At 45.9% G+C, this 16,087-nt stretch carries 22 protein-coding genes; 5 read left to right on the forward strand and 17 right to left on the reverse strand.

Annotated elements, in window-relative coordinates:
- Positions 1 to 11: 11 nt before the first annotated feature.
- From rpsQ to IM753_RS02265, 17 genes are all read right to left on the reverse strand, one after another.
- On the reverse strand, positions 12 to 281 hold the full coding sequence (rpsQ, locus tag IM753_RS02185; protein ID WP_065255091.1) for a 30S ribosomal protein S17: 270 nt from the start codon (positions 279 to 281) through the stop codon (positions 12 to 14).
- On the reverse strand, positions 278 to 475 hold the full coding sequence (gene rpmC / locus IM753_RS02190) for a 50S ribosomal protein L29 (RefSeq protein ID WP_065255092.1): 198 nt from the start codon (positions 473 to 475) through the stop codon (positions 278 to 280). The genes rpsQ and rpmC overlap by 4 nt, the downstream gene beginning before the upstream one ends.
- Positions 475 to 888, reverse strand: a complete 414-nt coding sequence (gene rplP, locus IM753_RS02195; protein WP_029102635.1) for a 50S ribosomal protein L16 — start codon at positions 886 to 888, stop codon at positions 475 to 477. Before rplP ends, rpmC begins: the two co-directional genes overlap by 1 nt.
- 3 nt (positions 889 to 891) lie before the next feature.
- Positions 892 to 1,617, reverse strand: a complete 726-nt coding sequence (gene rpsC, locus IM753_RS02200; protein ID WP_065255093.1) for a 30S ribosomal protein S3 — start codon at positions 1,615 to 1,617, stop codon at positions 892 to 894.
- 2 nt (positions 1,618 to 1,619) lie between these two features.
- On the reverse strand, positions 1,620 to 1,949 hold the full coding sequence (gene rplV / locus IM753_RS02205) for a 50S ribosomal protein L22 (protein ID WP_194108549.1): 330 nt from the start codon (positions 1,947 to 1,949) through the stop codon (positions 1,620 to 1,622).
- Positions 1,950 to 1,957: 8 nt separating this feature from the next.
- Positions 1,958 to 2,233 (reverse strand): 30S ribosomal protein S19, encoded by a 276-nt coding sequence (gene rpsS / locus IM753_RS02210; protein ID WP_062498708.1) that lies wholly within the window; start codon positions 2,231 to 2,233, stop codon positions 1,958 to 1,960.
- A gap of 12 nt (positions 2,234 to 2,245) precedes the next feature.
- Positions 2,246 to 3,073 (reverse strand): 50S ribosomal protein L2, encoded by an 828-nt coding sequence (rplB, locus tag IM753_RS02215; protein WP_029102631.1) that lies wholly within the window; start codon positions 3,071 to 3,073, stop codon positions 2,246 to 2,248.
- Between the two features lie 11 nt (positions 3,074 to 3,084).
- A complete protein-coding gene (gene rplW, locus IM753_RS02220) occupies positions 3,085 to 3,414 on the reverse strand; it encodes a 50S ribosomal protein L23 (RefSeq protein WP_029102630.1) in 330 nt (109 codons plus the stop codon).
- Positions 3,411 to 4,013, reverse strand: a complete 603-nt coding sequence (gene rplD, locus IM753_RS02225; protein WP_029102629.1) for a 50S ribosomal protein L4 — start codon at positions 4,011 to 4,013, stop codon at positions 3,411 to 3,413. Before rplD ends, rplW begins: the two co-directional genes overlap by 4 nt.
- Before the next feature lie 14 nt (positions 4,014 to 4,027).
- Positions 4,028 to 4,666: a 50S ribosomal protein L3 gene (gene rplC / locus IM753_RS02230; protein ID WP_029102628.1), complete on the reverse strand. Its 639-nt coding sequence runs from the start codon at positions 4,664 to 4,666 to the stop codon at positions 4,028 to 4,030.
- Between the two features lie 44 nt (positions 4,667 to 4,710).
- Positions 4,711 to 5,022, reverse strand: coding sequence for a 30S ribosomal protein S10 (gene rpsJ / locus IM753_RS02235; RefSeq protein WP_003656991.1), 312 nt, complete (start codon positions 5,020 to 5,022; stop codon positions 4,711 to 4,713).
- A 478-nt stretch (positions 5,023 to 5,500) separates the two neighbouring features.
- Positions 5,501 to 7,159, reverse strand: coding sequence for an Rne/Rng family ribonuclease (locus tag IM753_RS02240; protein ID WP_065255094.1), 1,659 nt, complete (start codon positions 7,157 to 7,159; stop codon positions 5,501 to 5,503).
- Positions 7,160 to 7,357: 198 nt separating this feature from the next.
- Positions 7,358 to 7,945: a nucleoside triphosphate pyrophosphatase gene (locus IM753_RS02245; RefSeq protein ID WP_194108550.1), complete on the reverse strand. Its 588-nt coding sequence runs from the start codon at positions 7,943 to 7,945 to the stop codon at positions 7,358 to 7,360.
- Positions 7,945 to 8,433 carry a rod shape-determining protein MreD gene (mreD, locus tag IM753_RS02250; protein WP_065255096.1) on the reverse strand — a complete coding sequence of 163 codons (489 nt, stop codon included), beginning with the start codon at positions 8,431 to 8,433 and terminating at the stop codon, positions 7,945 to 7,947. Before mreD ends, IM753_RS02245 begins: the two co-directional genes overlap by 1 nt.
- A gap of 32 nt (positions 8,434 to 8,465) precedes the next feature.
- Positions 8,466 to 9,317, reverse strand: a complete 852-nt coding sequence (mreC, locus tag IM753_RS02255; protein ID WP_065255097.1) for a rod shape-determining protein MreC — start codon at positions 9,315 to 9,317, stop codon at positions 8,466 to 8,468.
- Between the two features lie 86 nt (positions 9,318 to 9,403).
- The gene (locus IM753_RS02260; protein ID WP_065255098.1) at positions 9,404 to 10,435 is read right to left on the reverse strand and encodes a rod shape-determining protein; all 1,032 of its coding nucleotides are present in this window, start codon (positions 10,433 to 10,435) and stop codon (positions 9,404 to 9,406) included.
- Positions 10,436 to 10,729: 294 nt separating this feature from the next.
- Positions 10,730 to 10,897, reverse strand: a complete 168-nt coding sequence (locus tag IM753_RS02265) for a hypothetical protein (RefSeq protein ID WP_194092537.1) — start codon at positions 10,895 to 10,897, stop codon at positions 10,730 to 10,732.
- A 131-nt stretch (positions 10,898 to 11,028) separates the two neighbouring features.
- Here IM753_RS02265 and gatC point away from each other — a divergent pair, with 131 nt between their 5' ends.
- From gatC to gatB, 5 genes are all read left to right on the forward strand, one after another.
- Positions 11,029 to 11,316 (forward strand): Asp-tRNA(Asn)/Glu-tRNA(Gln) amidotransferase subunit GatC, encoded by a 288-nt coding sequence (gene gatC / locus IM753_RS02270; protein ID WP_065255099.1) that lies wholly within the window; start codon positions 11,029 to 11,031, stop codon positions 11,314 to 11,316.
- Positions 11,317 to 11,330: 14 nt separating this feature from the next.
- Complete coding sequence (locus IM753_RS02275) at positions 11,331 to 11,933, forward strand: hypothetical protein (protein WP_194108551.1); 603 nt, start codon at positions 11,331 to 11,333, stop codon at positions 11,931 to 11,933.
- 26 nt (positions 11,934 to 11,959) lie between these two features.
- The gene (gatA, locus tag IM753_RS02280; protein ID WP_194108552.1) at positions 11,960 to 13,438 is read left to right on the forward strand and encodes an Asp-tRNA(Asn)/Glu-tRNA(Gln) amidotransferase subunit GatA; all 1,479 of its coding nucleotides are present in this window, start codon (positions 11,960 to 11,962) and stop codon (positions 13,436 to 13,438) included.
- 75 nt (positions 13,439 to 13,513) lie between these two features.
- The gene (locus IM753_RS02285; RefSeq protein ID WP_003657002.1) at positions 13,514 to 14,455 is read left to right on the forward strand and encodes a class A beta-lactamase BRO-1; all 942 of its coding nucleotides are present in this window, start codon (positions 13,514 to 13,516) and stop codon (positions 14,453 to 14,455) included.
- A 33-nt stretch (positions 14,456 to 14,488) separates the two neighbouring features.
- Positions 14,489 to 15,958, forward strand: coding sequence for an Asp-tRNA(Asn)/Glu-tRNA(Gln) amidotransferase subunit GatB (gene gatB / locus IM753_RS02290; RefSeq protein WP_194108553.1), 1,470 nt, complete (start codon positions 14,489 to 14,491; stop codon positions 15,956 to 15,958).
- Positions 15,959 to 16,087: the final 129 nt, after the last annotated feature.

The following is a 16,087-nucleotide window of genomic DNA, read 5'->3' on the forward strand; positions in this document are numbered from 1 at the left end:
TGCAAATAACTTTAAATTTTTACCGCAGTTTCAACCACGTCCACCAAAGTCCAAGTTTTGGTCTTTGAGATAGGACGTGTTTCTTTGATACGAACGATATCACCTTCTTGACAAACGTTGTTCTCATCATGAGCTTTTAGCTTGGTAGAACGACGAACTTGCTTGCCATACATTGGGTGACGAATTTGGCGTTCAACAAGGACAGTGATAGACTTGTCCATTTTGTTGCTGATAACTTTACCAGTTACAACACCAACTTCTTGAGTTTTATTCTCGCTCATGCCTCACCTCTTTGTTTTTCGTTAAGCAAAGTCAAGATTTTTGCAATCGTGCGACGATTTGCTTTAACTTCGTGAGTATTACCTAGCTGACCGGTTGCCTTTGCCATACGTAGGCGAAATGCGTCAAGTTGCTTTTCGTCAAGCAATGTAGCCAGCTCTTCTACTGATTTTTCACGTAATTCGCTTGTTTTCATTACATTACCGTCCGTTTAACAATGGTGGTTTTGAAAGGAAGCTTAGCGGAAGCCAATGTTAGGGCTTCACGCGCAAGCTCTTCGCTCACACCTTGGATTTCGTATAGCATTTTGCCTGGCTTGATTTCGGCTACCCAGTACTCAACTGGACCTTTACCTTTACCCATACGAACTTCCAATGGTTTTTCGGTAATCGGCTTGTCTGGGAATACACGAATCCAAATTTTACCGCCACGCTTGATGCGACGAGTAATGGTACGACGAGCTGCTTCAATTTGACGAGCAGTCATGCGACCACGACCGATAGATTTTAGACCAATCTCACCAAATGCAACAGTGTTACCACGTTGGGCAAGGCCTGTGTTACGACCTTTGTGCATTTTGCGGAATTTGGTACGTTTTGGTTGTAACATGGCTTACCCCTTGTCTGAATTACGACGGTTGCTGGTACGACCACGGCGTTTTGGTGCGCGAGTCTTCTCTTCTGCAACTGGATTGTAAACGCTGTTCATGCCGTCTAGAATTTCACCACGGAAAATCCAAACTTTCACACCGATAGTACCGTAAGTGGTCTCTGCACGAACTTCTGCATAATCAATGTCAGCACGCAATGTGTGTAGTGGTACACGACCTTCGCGATACCACTCAGTACGAGCAATCTCAGCACCGCCTAGACGACCTGACAGCTCAACTTTGATACCGCCAGCACCAGCACGCATGCTGTTTTGCACGGCACGTTTCATCGCACGACGGAACATCACACGACCTTCAAGCTGTCTGGCAATACCAACAGCAACCAAACGCGCGTCTAGGTCAGGCTGAGTAATCTCTTGGATATTTACCTGAGCAGGAACGCCCATAAGCTTGGTTAGGTCTTTTTGAAGTGCTTCAATGTCAGCACCTTGTTTACCAATAATCACACCAGGACGTGCTGAGTGAATGGTAATCTTAGCGGCACCCGTAGGACGCTCGATGCTGATGTTGCTTACCATGGCTTCTTTTAGCTTATTGCGTAGAAAATCACGCACTTTGAAGTCATTTAGCAAGTATTCTGAATATTGTTTTGGGCTGGCATACCAGTTAGCGTTGTGCTTTTTGATAACGCCCAAACGAATACCAATTGGATGTACTTTTTGACCCATGATTATGCTCCTACTTTAACAGTGATGTGGCAAGTGCGTTTGCTGATACGGTCAGCACGACCCTTGGCACGGGGCATAATACGCTTCAAAGTAATACCTTCATCCACATAAATGGTAGAAACACGCAGTGTGTCAATGTCTAGACCATTGTTGTGTTCAGCGTTTGCAATTGCTGATTGTAGGCATTTTTTAACAAGTTTAGCACCTTTTTTGTTGCTAAATGTCAAAATGTCTAAAGCATGCTCGATTGATTTACCACGAACTTCGTCCGCAACCAATCTTACTTTTTGTGCCGAAATAGCGGCACCACGTAATTTTGCAGTTACTTCCATGGTACACCTTATCTCTTAGATTTCTTGTCAACGCCATGACCACGATATGAACGGGTTGGGGCGAATTCACCAAGTTTATGACCAACCATTTGCTCACTCACGATAACAGGTACATGGGTACGACCGTTGTGAACAGAAATGGTCAAACCGACCATTTGTGGTAGAATCATGGAACGACGAGACCAAGTTTTGATTGGCTTACGGCTGTTTGTTTCTAGGGCGTTTTCCACCTTAGCAAACAGATGTGCGTCAATAAACGGGCCTTTTTTTAACGAACGAGGCATAAAACTCTTCCTTTATTTCTTGGCACGACGGCGACGGATAATCATACTGTCAGTACGCTTGTTAGAACGAGTCTTAAGACCCTTAGCTTTCTGACCCCAAGGACTGGTTGGGTGTTTACCAAAGTTACGTCCTTCACCACCACCGTGTGGGTGATCAATCGGGTTCATTGCCGTACCACGAACGGTAGGACGAACGCCACGCCAGCGCGCTGCACCTGCTTTACCAAGTGATTTTAGGTTATTTTCAGTGTTAGACACTTCACCAATAACCGCACGGCAATTTGCGTGAATACGACGGGTCTCACCCGAACGTAAACGAACAATCACATAAGCACCGTCACGACCAAGCAGTTGAACTGCTGCACCAGCAGAACGTGCAAGTTGTGCACCTTTGCCGATTTTTAGTTCGATGTTGTGAATAACGGTACCCACTGGGATATTTTTAAGTGGCAAGCAGTTACCTGGACGGATAGGAGAACCTTCGCCAGATTGAACCTGATCGCCTACTGCCAATTTTTTAGGTGCGATGATATAACGACGCTCACCGTCTGCATATTTTAGTAGAGCAATGTGTGCAGTACGGTTAGGGTCATATTCAATACGCTCAACAGTTGCAATGATGCCGTCTTTGTTGCGTTTGAAGTCAATTAGACGATAATGTTGCTTGTGACCACCACCGATATGACGGGTAGTGATACGACCGTTGTTATTACGACCACCAGTTTTTGCTTTTGATTCAACAAGCGGTGCATAAGGACGACCTTTATAAAGGTGTGGATGCACAACTTTTTCAACAAAGCGGCGACCTGGTGAGGTTGGTTTTGCTTTTACGATAGGCATGATTATAATCCTTATTCGTTAGTCGCTGTTTCGCCAGTGGCTTCTTCACCAGCACCGATTTGTACGTCTGAACCTGCTTTTAGTGTTACATACGCTTTTTTAACGTCAGAACGCTTGCCAACAACACGGCCAAAACGCTTGGTTTTACCTTTGGTATTTAGCGTGTTTACTTTGACAACTTCAACGCCTTCAAACATAAGCTCAACAGCTTGTTTGATTTCACGCTTGGTTGCACTGCTGTCCACTTTGAAAACTTGAACACCTAGGCTGTCACCCAAACGTTGAGATTTTTCAGAAAAAACAGGGGCTTTTAGTACTTGATATAGTCTTGCGTTACTCATGCTAGTGTCTCCTCAAATTGCTTGGCGGCTTCAACCGTCATGATAACTTTGTCGAAAGAAACCAAGCTAACTGGGTCAACTTCACGAGTACCTAGTACATTCACGTATGGAATGTTGCGAGCTGCCAAGTATAGATTTTCATCAACTTCGTGAGTAACAATCAATGCACGTGGGGCATTTAGCTCGGCAAGTTTAGCAACCAAACCTTTGGTTTTTGGGCTATCAACACTGATAGAGTCCACCAAAACCAAACGCTCTTGGCGTACAAGCTCTGCTAGGATGCATTGCATGGCACCACGATACATTTTGCGGTTTACTTTTTGAGACCAGTCTTGTGGTTTGGCAGCAAATGCACGACCACCACCTACCCAAATTGGTCCACGGATAGAACCCGCACGGGCACGACCAGTACCTTTTTGACGCCATGGTTTTTTACCGCCACCAGATACTTCGCCACGAGTTTTTTGTGCACGAGTACCTTGACGAGCACCAGCTAGGTAAGCAGTTACGACTTGGTGTACTAGGGCTTCATTGAACTCACGACCAAATGTCGTCTCTGATAGTTCAACCGCCGCACCTGTAACAGTTTTTAAATTCACGTTAATCCCCTCAACTAGGCTTTGACTGACGGACGTACGATAACATCGCCACCATTAGCACCAGGCAAGGCACCTTTGATGACCAGTACACCTTTTTCGGTATCAATAGACACAATTTCAAGGCCTTGAACAGTAACACGTTTGTTACCCATTTGACCTGGCATTTTTTTGCCTTTGAATACTTTACCTGGTGTTTGGTTCTGACCGGTAGAACCAAGTACACGATGCGACACAGAGTTACCGTGTGTTGCGTCCTGAGTGCGGAAATTATGACGTTTTACGCCACCTTGGAAGCCTTTACCCTTAGACTGACCAGTGACATCAACCAACTGACCAACTTCAAATAAATCCACCAAAATATCGCCGCCAACTTCACGACCTTCAAGTTCGCTTGCGTCAGCTCTAAATTCCCAAACACCACGACCAGCGGCAACGCCAGCTTTTGCGAAGTGTCCTTTTTGTGCAGCAGTTACACGGCTTTCACGACGCTCACCTGTGGTGACTTGAATTGCGTCATAACCGTCAGTGTCTACTGTCTTGATTTGTGAGATACGGTTTGCGTTAACCTCAACCACTGTTACAGGAATAGATGCACCTGCCTCAGTGAAGATTCGGGTCATACCACGCTTAATACCGACTAAACCAATCGCCATTTTAGACCTCTTACTTATAATCGTTTATATTAAACCAGTTGTTCTTAGCCTAGGGCGATTTGAACATCAACACCGGCCGCCAAATCTAACTTCATCAATGCGTCTACTGTTTTGTCAGTAGGTTGAACGATGTCAATCATGCGTTTGTGGGTGCGAATTTCATACTGGTCACGAGCGTCTTTGTTGACGTGTGGTGATGTCAATACGTTGAACCGCTCAATACGAGTCGGCAAGGGAACAGGACCACAAACTTGTGCACCTGTACGCTTTGCGGTATCGACAATCTCTTGTGCCGACTGGTCAATCAGACGATGGTCGAAAGATTTTAGTCGGATACGGATTCTCTGGTTAGCCATGCCAACAAGCTCCTAAATTAAGTGCTTTATAAAACTTCCATCGCTTGGATTTCAGTCATGTTATTTTGATTAAATTTTGTCCTAGAACCGCTTTGGACAAAATAATACAATCCCTGTCCGCCAGACATGAATGTTGGCAACAGAGCTGTTGTTTATAGTGCCAAAATCGATGCTTCGGCTGTGGCGTTGATTCGCTTTGGGGCAAGCCCTACTCACTACTTGTAATATATCCGAAGATAATCACTCATCTAAGCCAAATGTAGTCAAAAACAGACTTTTGCTTAAATGCAACGCTAAACAAGAAAAGTGTGCGTATTATACACGAAAAATCAGATAAAGCAAGAGCCATGCTTTATTTTTGGATAAAAAAGTGGCTAAATTTGCCTGTCTTTGCCTTAAAATTCATCAAATTTACAAAATGTTACAATTTTAATAAATTGATTGATTTTTAGGCAGATTTATTGGCAAAAAACCATTTTTACTCCACCAAAATCGCATATTGCTCTTGATGATAAGATGTATTTATGGATAGATGAATGGATGTATTTGTTAATTTTTGTAAATTTGATAAATCCTGATGTGATGACAAATAGTCCGCCACCAGCTGACTGACCTTTATCGTCACGTTGGGTTTTTTAAAAGAAGTGCTGTTTGCCAACTGACCCATGAGTGACCTTAGAATCTCAAATGCCACCGTCTGCACGCTTTTGATTTTGCCCGTGCCATGACAGGCAGGGCAAGGCTCACACAGCTCATCAGATAGACTGGGACGGGTGCGTTTGCGAGTCATCTCAACCAAGCCCAACTCGCTGATTTGGGTGATGTTGGTCGTGGCAGGGTCGGCTTTTAATGCATGGGCGAGCATGTCTAGCACTGCTTGTTGATGGGCGGATTTGTCCATGTCGATAAAATCTAGAATGATAATACCGCCAATGTTACGCACTTTTAACTCACGAGCGATGGCGGTCACCGCTTCTTTGTTGGTCTCATACACCACGTCCACGCCTGCCCTGCCCTGCCCCACATACGAGCCTGTATTGACATCGATGGTCGTCATCGCTTCGGTATACTCAATGATGAGATAACCACCCGATGGCAACGGGCAATGCCGTGACAAGGCGTGTGTCAGCTGAGTCTCAATGTCAGGCTTAGGCGAGCGACACTCATCAGGCACAGACTGGGCAAACAGTGGGGTCGGCTTATCATGATGATAAATGGCAGATGTGATGGACGGCATGAGCATGCAACTGGCATGCCGTACTCGCTCATAAGTCGCCCTATCGTCAATCCACACGCTTTGGATGTCGTCAGTGATGATGTCACGCAAGGCACGCTCGGCCAAAGGTAGCTCTTGGTAGAGTAAGGCATGCTTGGCTTTGTGCAGGCTCGCCTGTGTGCGTGCTTGGCTAATATCCACCCACAATGCACCCAGATGGTCAAGCTCTGCCTGCATACGCTCGCCCATGTCTGCCAATGTCTCATCACCGCCAAGTGCCTGCTCACACGCACTACGAGCGATGAGCCCACCTGCGTGCGATGATTGGCTAAGCAAGGTTGTCAAATGGGCTTTTAGCTTGGTGCGATAAGCCTTGGTACCGATACGAGTGGATACACCGACCGACTGTGGCGACGTGGGCAGATAGACCAAATATCGCCCTGCCAATGCGATGTGCATGGTCACACGCACCCCTTTGGTGCCAAACTCATCTTTGGTGACTTGGATGACAACTCGCTCGCCAACTTTGGGTAGGAGCTTGGGCAAAAGTTTGGGGTCAAGTTTGGGCTTGGCAGGCTTAGGCTTGGGTCTAGGCTGGGACTGCGTGGGGCTTTTATCTCCTACCTGATGAGCCATGGGCAATGTCGTGATGGGTGTGGGCGTGGCAACATCATCTTGGGATGACGGGCGAGTCGGTAGCATGATGTCGCTTTGGTGCAAAAATGCCGAACGCTCACGCCCGATGTCAATAAATACCGACCCCATGGCAGGCAGTACCCGCACCACCGTCCCCAAATAGACATCTCCCACCAAACTACGTGCCTGTACCCGCTCAATAAACACTTCATCAAGCCTGCCGTCATCAACGATGACAAGGCGAGTCTCAAAGGGCGTGGCGTTGATTAGGGCGTGTTTTGACATAAAGATGGTGTGGGATTGGATGATTTGGTTTGTGGATTGAATAACAACTTATTGAGTTAATAACTATTTTTGGATTGTAGGGGCAAATTGCAATTTGCCCTTGATGAATCAATCACTGATTGAAAGCTGATTGGGCAAATTAGAAGTCAATCGCTTGGCTATGATAATGGGCTAATTTTATCATCATTTAATACGCCATCACTCCGCCAATATTTGCATACAGTCATCAATCAGCTCTGCCGTCTGGGCAAGGGGCAAGCCCACCACGTTGGTATAACCGCCATTGATAGACCGCACCCACGCCATTGCTCCGCCTTGAATGGCATACGCCCCTGCTTTGTCGGCAGGTTCGCCCGTTGCCCAGTATCGCTCTTTTTGGTGGGCGGTGAGTTTGATGAAGGTGACTTGGGTGGTGACTTTGATGATTTTTTGAAAAATGACTTGCCTATCTTTGACAGTGCTGGCACACACCGCCGTCCAAATCTCGTGTGTACCACCTGATAATTTGTCCCACATGGCAAAAGCATGAGCCTTATCGGCAGGTTTGGTTAAAATCTCATCATCTGCCACACCAATGGTATCTGCCGTGATAACAATCGCCGATGACACATCCGCACACGCTTTGTCCGCTTTGGTCTTCACCATACGCATGATATAGTCGTGGGGATTTTCGTGGGAATAAAAACGCTCGTCAATCTGGACTGACTTGACTGTAAAGGGAATATGCAACTGTGTCAATAACTCATGCCGTCTGGGCGATGTGGACGCTAGGATAAGGGGTATCATCAATAGGCTCGCTCTTTTAATTGGCGGTTTATCCAATATAGCGGATACCACATCACAGGAAACAGCACAACACTACTCATGAGCGACCCCATGCCTGTCCACACAAACTGAGCATGAGAAAATGCCTGTAATATCCACAGCGACACCTGATAGACACTTAGGGCAATCGCCCCCAATACCCACGCCTGCGACAGGGCAAGCTCTTTGGCATACAGCAGTAACACCCGTATGACAAACGCCATAAGCACCGCACTAAATGCCTGATGCCCCAAATGCGTACCCAACAACAAATCCGAGACCAGTCCCACCAAAAACACCACCCACACCCCCATCATGGGCGAGCGATACATCACCCAAAAGGCAAGCACCATCGCCAAAAACATGGGGCGAACGCTTGCCATGTCATGCCCCAAAGGGTAGACATTGAGCATGGATGCCACCACGAAGCTGATGATGATACCGATGACTAAAAAGGGTTTTGAGTTCATAAGTGGGTTTTATGAGTCCTATATGGCGTGATTTAGCTGTTCTTTTTTGGGGCAGGGCTATCTTTGGGCTGTAAAATCAGCACATAACTGCTGTTTAGAAAATCAGCGGCAGGATTGACACGAATGTCGGCAAAATTATCGGTGCGAGTGGTGTCAATGTCTGAGACTTCTCCCACTTTATAACCCGCAGGAAAACGCTCACCAAGCCCTGACGAGATAAGCTCATCGCCCACTTTGACGTCAGCGGTCTTAAAGATATAATCTAGGCTTAGACTATCAGGCTTGCCCCCACCTGAGACCATCGCACGCTGTCCTGTGCGTGCCACCACGACCGCCACCGACTGCTGTTCATCGGTAATGAGTAGCAAGCGAGATGTATTTGGGTAGGCGTTTAGCACCTGTCCGATGATGCCATGCTCATCGATGACTGTCTGCCCGATTTGCACGCCATCATTGGTGCCTTTGTTAAGCACCACCACTTGCTTTAAGGGGTTGGAATCCGTGCCGATAATGCGTGCCAGCAGTAGATGATGTTCGCTGGACTGCGTGGTGCTGAGTACGCCTTTTAGGCGGGCGTTTTGGGCAAGTAGATAATCTTGGGTTTGGAGTTTGGCACGGGCTTGGAGCAGCTCGGTTTGCAAGCGGATATTCTCACGACGCAAGGCTTCTTTGGTATGGACGGCATGACTGGCATATTCCATGGCATAAGACGGCCCTAGGGACGCTTGATAAATGGGTTGCATGGATGCATGGCTTAGGCGGCGAATACCATCAAACCACTGGGGGTTTTTGCTGTCAAGCAACATAAAAATCAAGGCAAGCACCAAAAACGCAACCGTCATGCGTGCAAATACAGGTTTTTGTGAAAATATACTTGGGAGCATTGCCAGACCTTTTTATGTACTTATGAATATTCACAAGCCCAAAACACAAAAAGCGGTGCGTGAACACCGCTCATGATTTCATGGATTTAGACAAAAATCATCGAGAGCGACTTATCATGGATAAAGTCAAGTGCCTTACCACCGCCACGAGACACGCAGGTCAATGGGTCTTCGGCGACAAACACAGGCAGTCCTGTCTCTTTGGAGATGAGCTTATCTAGGTTACGCAGTAACGCCCCACCCCCTGTCAGTACCACGCCATGCTCGGCGATGTCCGATGACAGCTCTGGCGGGGTCTGCTCCAAGGCAAGTTTGACCGCATCGACAATACCCGAGACAGGCTCAGCAAGTGCTTCTTGGATTTCTTTGGAATTGACGGTAAAGGTCTTTGGCACGCCTTCTGCCATCGAGCGTCCACGCACTTCGACTTCTAGGTTCTCTTTGTCATCAAAAACCGCCGTACCCACTTCTTTTTTGATACGCTCAGCGGTCGTCTCACCGATAAAACAGCCGTGGGTCTTTTTGACGTGATTGATGATGGCATCATCAAATTTATCACCACCGATGGTAATAGAATCTGAATACACACAGCCCGACAGCGAAATCACAGCAATCTCGGTCGTGCCACCGCCGATGTCCACCACCATCGAACCACTGGCTTCATGTACAGGCAGACCCGCTCCAATCGCTGCTGCCATCGGCTCTTCTAGGATATGCACGCTGTTCGCCCCTGCCGAACGCACCGCTTCTTCGATGGCACGTCGCTCCACCAGCGTGGATTTGCATGGCACACACACGACCACATTCGGGTCTGCCAAAAAGCGTTTGACCTTAACCTTTTTAATAAAGTGCTTTAACATCTGCTGGGTGACTTCAAAGTCAGCAATCACGCCATCTTTTAGGGGGCGAATGGCGGTGATGTTATCAGGGGTACGCCCAAGCATCTGCTTGGCATCGATACCTACCGCCGCCACCGTTGGGTTTTGGGTGCGGTTAGAACGCAGTGCCACCACCGTTGGCTCATCAAGCACAATGCCCTTACCAGGGGCATAAATCAAGGTGTTGGCAGTACCCAAGTCAATGGCAATGTTGGTCGATAAAAATCCCAGCAGGTTCATAACGCATGATTCCAAAAAATAAGAGTGGCAAGGCATCGCTCATCTTAATCCATGAGCAAAAATATGATTAAAAATTAGCCAAATGCCAAATAGTTAAAAATTGTGGTAAATTATACCGATTTACGACAAAAAAATCATGATGATTTATGAAAAATTTTGCCTAATTTGCAAGAAATTTTTGCAAAACGGGTTAAATTTGCCGATTTTTAACCAAAGTTACTAAATTTTACCAAAAATTAAGATAAACGTAAGAATATACCTGAGTAAATTTTAACCGACTTATTTAGGGCGTGCCTACCATTGATAACATTTTATAAAATAAGATGAAAGTTTGATAATTTCAACCAATTTTTGCATGGCAAATGGCTCAATCTTGTTTTTCGTCGTCAAAAACTTGTCTGACAGAAGACTCACAGCCTTTGTTTTTTCCTTGAAAAACGTGCGATTTTTCTCATTTTTCATTGCAAATACCAAAGGCAGGCACGCCCTACTTAAATTTTAGTTTTTTGAAATCATTAACTTTATGGTAAAATTAGCCAGTCTATTCGCTTTTATCAAACATTAACATTTTAACTGTTATTTTAGGAAAATTTATGACAATCACCGCCCAAGATGTGCAAAATTGTGCCAACTTATCTCGTCTTGCCATTGACGACACCACCGCCCAAAGCTACGCTGGTAGTCTTGACAAAATCCTTGCGATGATGAATGTCTTGTCCGATGTCAATACCGATGATATTAAGCCCCTTGCCAACATTCATGAAGCCTGTACCGAGTTGCGTGCCGATGTCGCCAATACCGACATTGACCGAGACGGCTTTCAGACGGTCGCCCCTGCGGTACAAGACGGTTTATATCTTGTGCCACAGGTGATTGAGTGATTAAAGGACGCATCATGAAATCATGGGCAAGTGCCTTATCGGGCTTAATCTTACCGTTATTGGTCATGACTGCAGTCGTGCCAACCGCTCATGCTGATACCATCACAAACGTGCAACAAGCCCCTTTTGTGCAGAACGCCCACGCCATTAAACAAGCACTTTGGCAGGGCAATTATCATGCCATCACGCCCCACATTCACCCCAAAAAAGGCGTGCGTTTTAGTATGTATGCCCACATTGACCCAACGACAGATAAGGTATTTAGCCGAAGTGATTTTCATCACTACCTAAAACGCTCTCGGATAAAATTCACATGGGGAGAGCAAGACGGCAAAGGCGATTTACTCATCACCACCTTGCCTGATTATTTGACCAATTGGGTAGTGCGTGATGTCTCGCTTGATTTTGACAGCGTTGCCATCAATGAGTTTTATCATGGGGGCAATAGCCTAAATAATCTAAAACAGATATATCACAAGCATGATTTTGTGGAATTTGGCTTTAAAGGCTCTAAACGTTGGGGTTATCTTGATTGGCGAGTGTTAAGATTGGTTTTTGAACATCATCAAGGTCGCCCTTATTTAGTTGCCATCATCACAGACGAATGGACAATTTAAACTTTCACTTTTAACAAAGGCATTTTATGACAGACCTACACCACCTATCCGTCCATGAATTAGCAGACGGCTTAAAAAACAAACAATTTAGCAGTCAAGAACTGGTCAAACATTTTGCCAGTCGCATTGACAGCCTAGACGGGCAAATCAACAGCTTTATCACCAAAGATTTTGACAACGCCCTAAAACACGCCGAACTTGCCGACAAACTGCGTGCCGAAGGCGACACTCGCCCCCTGCTTGGCGTGCCAATGGCTCACAAAGACAACCTATGCACCCAAGGCGTGCTGACATCGGCAGGCTCAAAAATCCTATCCAACTTCGTCTCGCCTTATAACGCAACCGTGGTAGAAAACATCGCCAACGCTGGCTTTGTCAGCCTAGGCAAGCTCAACATGGACGAATTTGCCATGGGGTCAGACAACGAAAGCTCCTACTTTGGAGCAGTGCACAACCCTTGGGATACCGCTCGCGTACCAGGGGGTTCGTCTGGTGGGTCAGCAGCAGCGGTGGCAAGCGGTTTTGTGCCTGTGGCAACAGGCTCGGACACGGGCGGTTCTATTCGCCAGCCAGCGAGCTTTTGTGGTATCACAGGCATTAAGCCCACCTATGGGCGTGTGTCTCGCTACGGTATGATTGCTTATGCGTCAAGCCTTGACCAAGCAGGCACATTTGGTAAATCCGCCCTAGACTGTGCCTACCTACTCGCCCCGATGACAGGACACGACCCCAAGGACGCAACGTCTATCAACCGCCCCACCGAAGATTATGTGGCGGACATTTTGGCAACCAACACAGACAGCAAACCCCTAGCAGGCAAAAAAATCGGCGTGGCGAAGGCGTATTTTGGGGCAGGTCTTGACAGCGACGTAGAAAAATCCATTCGCACCGCCCTAGCCAAATACGAAGAGCTAGGGGCTCAGATTGTAGAAGTGGACATCACCGACCCTGCCGTAACGCTTGCTACCTACTATCTGCTCGCCCCTGCCGAAGCCAGCTCAAACCTGTCTCGTTATGACGGTGTGCGTTTTGGCTATCGCTGTGAAAATCCCAAAGATTTGCACGACTTATACACCCGTTCACGTTCCGAAGGCTTTGGGGCAGAAGTGCAACGCCGTATCATCATGGGAACATACGCCCTATCGGCAGGGTATTTTGACGCTTATTATACCAAAGCCCAAAAGGTTCGCCGTCTCATCGTGGACGACTTTAAAAAGGCGTTTGAAAAATGCGACATCATCGCAAGCCCCACCGCCCCAACCCCTGCCTATAAATTGGGCGAAAGCCTTGACCCTGCCAGCATTTATTTGCTTGACGTATATACCATTGGCGTAAACTTGGCAGGTCTGCCCGCCCTATCGCACCCTGTGGGACAAGCGAACGGCTTGCCTGTGGGCTTGCAACTCATTGGCAAACATTGGGCGGAAAGCGAGCTGTTAAAAACCGCTCACATTTACCAAAGCCATACCGATTTTCATCAGGCAAAGGCGGATTTGGTGAAGTGATTTTTGGATTGGGGTGAATGATAAACTTATCCCAAACAATAATAAATTTATCCCAAACAATAAAAGGAGATAATGATGCAACGCCGTCATTTTTTACAAAAAACCTTATTGGCACTACCTATTATTTTTTCTGGCAATTTATTAACTGGATGTAAAACGAATTTATCTGATGATTATTTGCCCGATGATAAGATAACAAACAATCCAAATTTATTACAAAATAAATTAAAAGAGATATTGCCAATTTGGGAAAATAAATTTAATGCCAAAATTGGTATGACGATTATTGCTGACAATGGTGAACTATCCAGTCATCGTGGTAATGAATATTTTCCTGTTAATAGTACCATTAAAGCCTTTATTGCAAGTCATATATTATTACTTGTAGATAAAGAAAAATTGGATTTAAACGAAAAAATCATCATTAAAGAAAGCGATTTGATAGAATATTCTCCTGTCTGTAAAAAATACTTTGATGAGAATAAACCAATTTCTATTAGTGAATTGTGCGAAGCTACCATAACACTGAGTGATAATGGTTCTGCTAATATCTTGTTGGATAAAATTGGGGGTTTGACTGCATTCAATCAATTTTTGAAAGAGATTGGGGCGGATATGGTGCTGGCAAATAATGAGCCTTTATTAAATCGCTCACATTATGGTGAAACCAGTGATACCGCAAAACCAATTCCTTACACAAAAAGCCTAAAAGCACTGATTGTAGGCAATATCCTATCCAATCAAAGCAAAGAACAGTTGATAACTTGGCTTATCAATGATAAAGTTGCTGATAATTTATTGAGAAAATATTTACCAAAAAATTGGCGAATTGGCGACAAAACAGGCACAGGTAGTGAATCAAAAAATATCATTGCTGTGATTTGGAATGAAAATAATAAACCTTATTTTATCAGCCTATTTATCACCCAGCCCCATGATGGTAAATCCCTTGATTTTAAAAATCAAAAAGATGAAATAATGGCACAAATTGGTAAAGAAATTTATCCATTTTTATAATCCATTAAATTTTTATAGTGAATAGAAAAATTTATGACCCAACAAGCCCCCCTAATTGACGGCTATGAAGTCGTGATTGGCATTGAAATCCATTGCCAATTAAACACCGACAGCAAAATTTTTTCAAACGCCCCCACCGCCTTTGGGCAAGAGCCAAACACCCAAGCCACCATTGTGGATTTGGGCTTTCCAGGGGCATTGCCTGTACTCAATGAAGGCGTGATTGAACGTGCCTTAAAATTTGGCATGGGTGTCAATGCCGAGCTTGGCACTTACAACACCTTTGACCGCAAAAACTACTTCTACCCCGACCTACCCAAAGGCTATCAAATCACGCAAATGGCAAACCCCATTGTCGGACGTGGCTACATTGACATCCTTGTAAACGCAGGGCAAAAGGACGAATACACCAAACGTATCGGCATCACACGAGCCCACCTAGAAGAAGATGCAGGCAAATCGGTGCATGACGCTGTGCCACAGATGACGGGCGTGGATTTGAACCGTGCTGGCACGCCACTCATTGAAATCGTCTCCGAGCCTGACATGCGTTCGGTGGGCGAAGCGGTTGCTTATGTCAAGACCATTCACGAGCTGGTTACATGGCTTGGTATCTCGGACGCTATCATGGCAGAAGGCTCGTTCCGTGCGGACATCAACGTGTCGGTACACAAGCCAAACACGCCCTTTGGTACTCGCTGTGAGCTTAAAAACCTAAACTCATTTCGCTTTATTGAGCGTGCCATTAAATCCGAGATTGAACGGCAAATTGACGTAATTGAGGACGGCGGTAAAGTTGTGCAAGCCACACGCCTATACGACCCCGAAAAAGACGAAACCCGTGCCATGCGTACTAAAGAAGAAGCCAACGATTACCGCTACTTCCCCGACCCCGACCTGTTGCCTGTCGTTATCTCTGATGAAACGCTTGCCAAAGTGCGTGCCGATATGCCAGAACTCCCAAGCGTGCGTAAAGAGCGATTTGCCAGTGAGTTTGGCTTGACCGCTTATGATGCTAACGTGCTAAATGGTAGCCGTGAGCTGTCGGATTATTTCTTGCAAGTTGTTGAACTCATTGGCAAAAATAACGCCAAAATCGGAGCAAACTGGGTCATGGGCGAGCTGTCAGGTTCACTCAATAAAAACGAGCTGACCATTGACAAATCGCCAATCTCTGCCGAACGCTTGGCAGGGCTGATTGTGCGAATTTTGGATGATACCATCAGCGGTAAAATCGCCAAAGAGGTGTTTGGTCATCTGTGGGAGTCTGACAAAAGTGCTGATGAAATTATCAGCGAGCATGGACTAAAACAAGAGACCGACACAGGAGCAATTCAAGCCATCATCGCCGATGTGCTTGCCAATAACCAAACCATGGTGGATGAATACAAAGGCGGAAAAGAAAAAGCCTTTAATGGACTGGTCGGACAAGTGATGAAAGCAAGCCGTGGCAAGGCAAACCCCGCTCAGGTCAATGCATTGTTAAAACAGATGATTAGCTAAGCACACGACTGTTTTATCTTAAAAAGCCAAGTCCTTATAAAACCCAACCTTGTATGTTGGGTTTTGTTAATTTATGTCCCAATCTGTCCATGCCCAAACACCACCCATTTTTGATTTAAAATGGATAAT

The sequence above is a fragment of the Moraxella sp. K127 genome, from assembly GCF_015223095.1.
GTDB lineage: Bacteria > Pseudomonadota > Gammaproteobacteria > Pseudomonadales > Moraxellaceae > Moraxella.

What these genes read in the sequence shown, in the direction of transcription:
- rplP (WP_029102635.1), bottom strand. Translation starts at nt 888, where the DNA reads ATGTTACAACCAAAACGTACCAAATTCCGCAAAATGCACAAAGGTCGT.
- rplW (WP_029102630.1), bottom strand. Translation starts at nt 3,414, where the DNA reads ATGAGTAACGCAAGACTATATCAAGTACTAAAAGCCCCTGTTTTTTCT.
- rplB (WP_029102631.1), bottom strand. Translation starts at nt 3,073, where the DNA reads ATGCCTATCGTAAAAGCAAAACCAACCTCACCAGGTCGCCGCTTTGTT.
- IM753_RS02275 (WP_194108551.1), top strand. Translation starts at nt 11,331, where the DNA reads ATGAAATCATGGGCAAGTGCCTTATCGGGCTTAATCTTACCGTTATTG.
- gatB (WP_194108553.1), top strand. Translation starts at nt 14,489, where the DNA reads ATGACCCAACAAGCCCCCCTAATTGACGGCTATGAAGTCGTGATTGGC.
- gatC (WP_065255099.1), top strand. Translation starts at nt 11,029, where the DNA reads ATGACAATCACCGCCCAAGATGTGCAAAATTGTGCCAACTTATCTCGT.
- rplV (WP_194108549.1), bottom strand. Translation starts at nt 1,949, where the DNA reads ATGGAAGTAACTGCAAAATTACGTGGTGCCGCTATTTCGGCACAAAAA.
- rpsJ (WP_003656991.1), bottom strand. Translation starts at nt 5,022, where the DNA reads ATGGCTAACCAGAGAATCCGTATCCGACTAAAATCTTTCGACCATCGT.
- rplC (WP_029102628.1), bottom strand. Translation starts at nt 4,666, where the DNA reads ATGGCGATTGGTTTAGTCGGTATTAAGCGTGGTATGACCCGAATCTTC.
- mreC (WP_065255097.1), bottom strand. Translation starts at nt 9,317, where the DNA reads ATGCTCCCAAGTATATTTTCACAAAAACCTGTATTTGCACGCATGACG.
- IM753_RS02285 (WP_003657002.1), top strand. Translation starts at nt 13,514, where the DNA reads ATGCAACGCCGTCATTTTTTACAAAAAACCTTATTGGCACTACCTATT.
- rpsQ (WP_065255091.1), bottom strand. Translation starts at nt 281, where the DNA reads ATGAGCGAGAATAAAACTCAAGAAGTTGGTGTTGTAACTGGTAAAGTT.
- mreD (WP_065255096.1), bottom strand. Translation starts at nt 8,433, where the DNA reads ATGAACTCAAAACCCTTTTTAGTCATCGGTATCATCATCAGCTTCGTG.
- IM753_RS02240 (WP_065255094.1), bottom strand. Translation starts at nt 7,159, where the DNA reads ATGTCAAAACACGCCCTAATCAACGCCACGCCCTTTGAGACTCGCCTT.
- rpsC (WP_065255093.1), bottom strand. Translation starts at nt 1,617, where the DNA reads ATGGGTCAAAAAGTACATCCAATTGGTATTCGTTTGGGCGTTATCAAA.
- rpmC (WP_065255092.1), bottom strand. Translation starts at nt 475, where the DNA reads ATGAAAACAAGCGAATTACGTGAAAAATCAGTAGAAGAGCTGGCTACA.
- gatA (WP_194108552.1), top strand. Translation starts at nt 11,960, where the DNA reads ATGACAGACCTACACCACCTATCCGTCCATGAATTAGCAGACGGCTTA.
- IM753_RS02265 (WP_194092537.1), bottom strand. Translation starts at nt 10,897, where the DNA reads ATGAAAAATGAGAAAAATCGCACGTTTTTCAAGGAAAAAACAAAGGCT.
- rpsS (WP_062498708.1), bottom strand. Translation starts at nt 2,233, where the DNA reads ATGCCTCGTTCGTTAAAAAAAGGCCCGTTTATTGACGCACATCTGTTT.
- IM753_RS02245 (WP_194108550.1), bottom strand. Translation starts at nt 7,945, where the DNA reads ATGATACCCCTTATCCTAGCGTCCACATCGCCCAGACGGCATGAGTTA.
- IM753_RS02260 (WP_065255098.1), bottom strand. Translation starts at nt 10,435, where the DNA reads ATGAACCTGCTGGGATTTTTATCGACCAACATTGCCATTGACTTGGGT.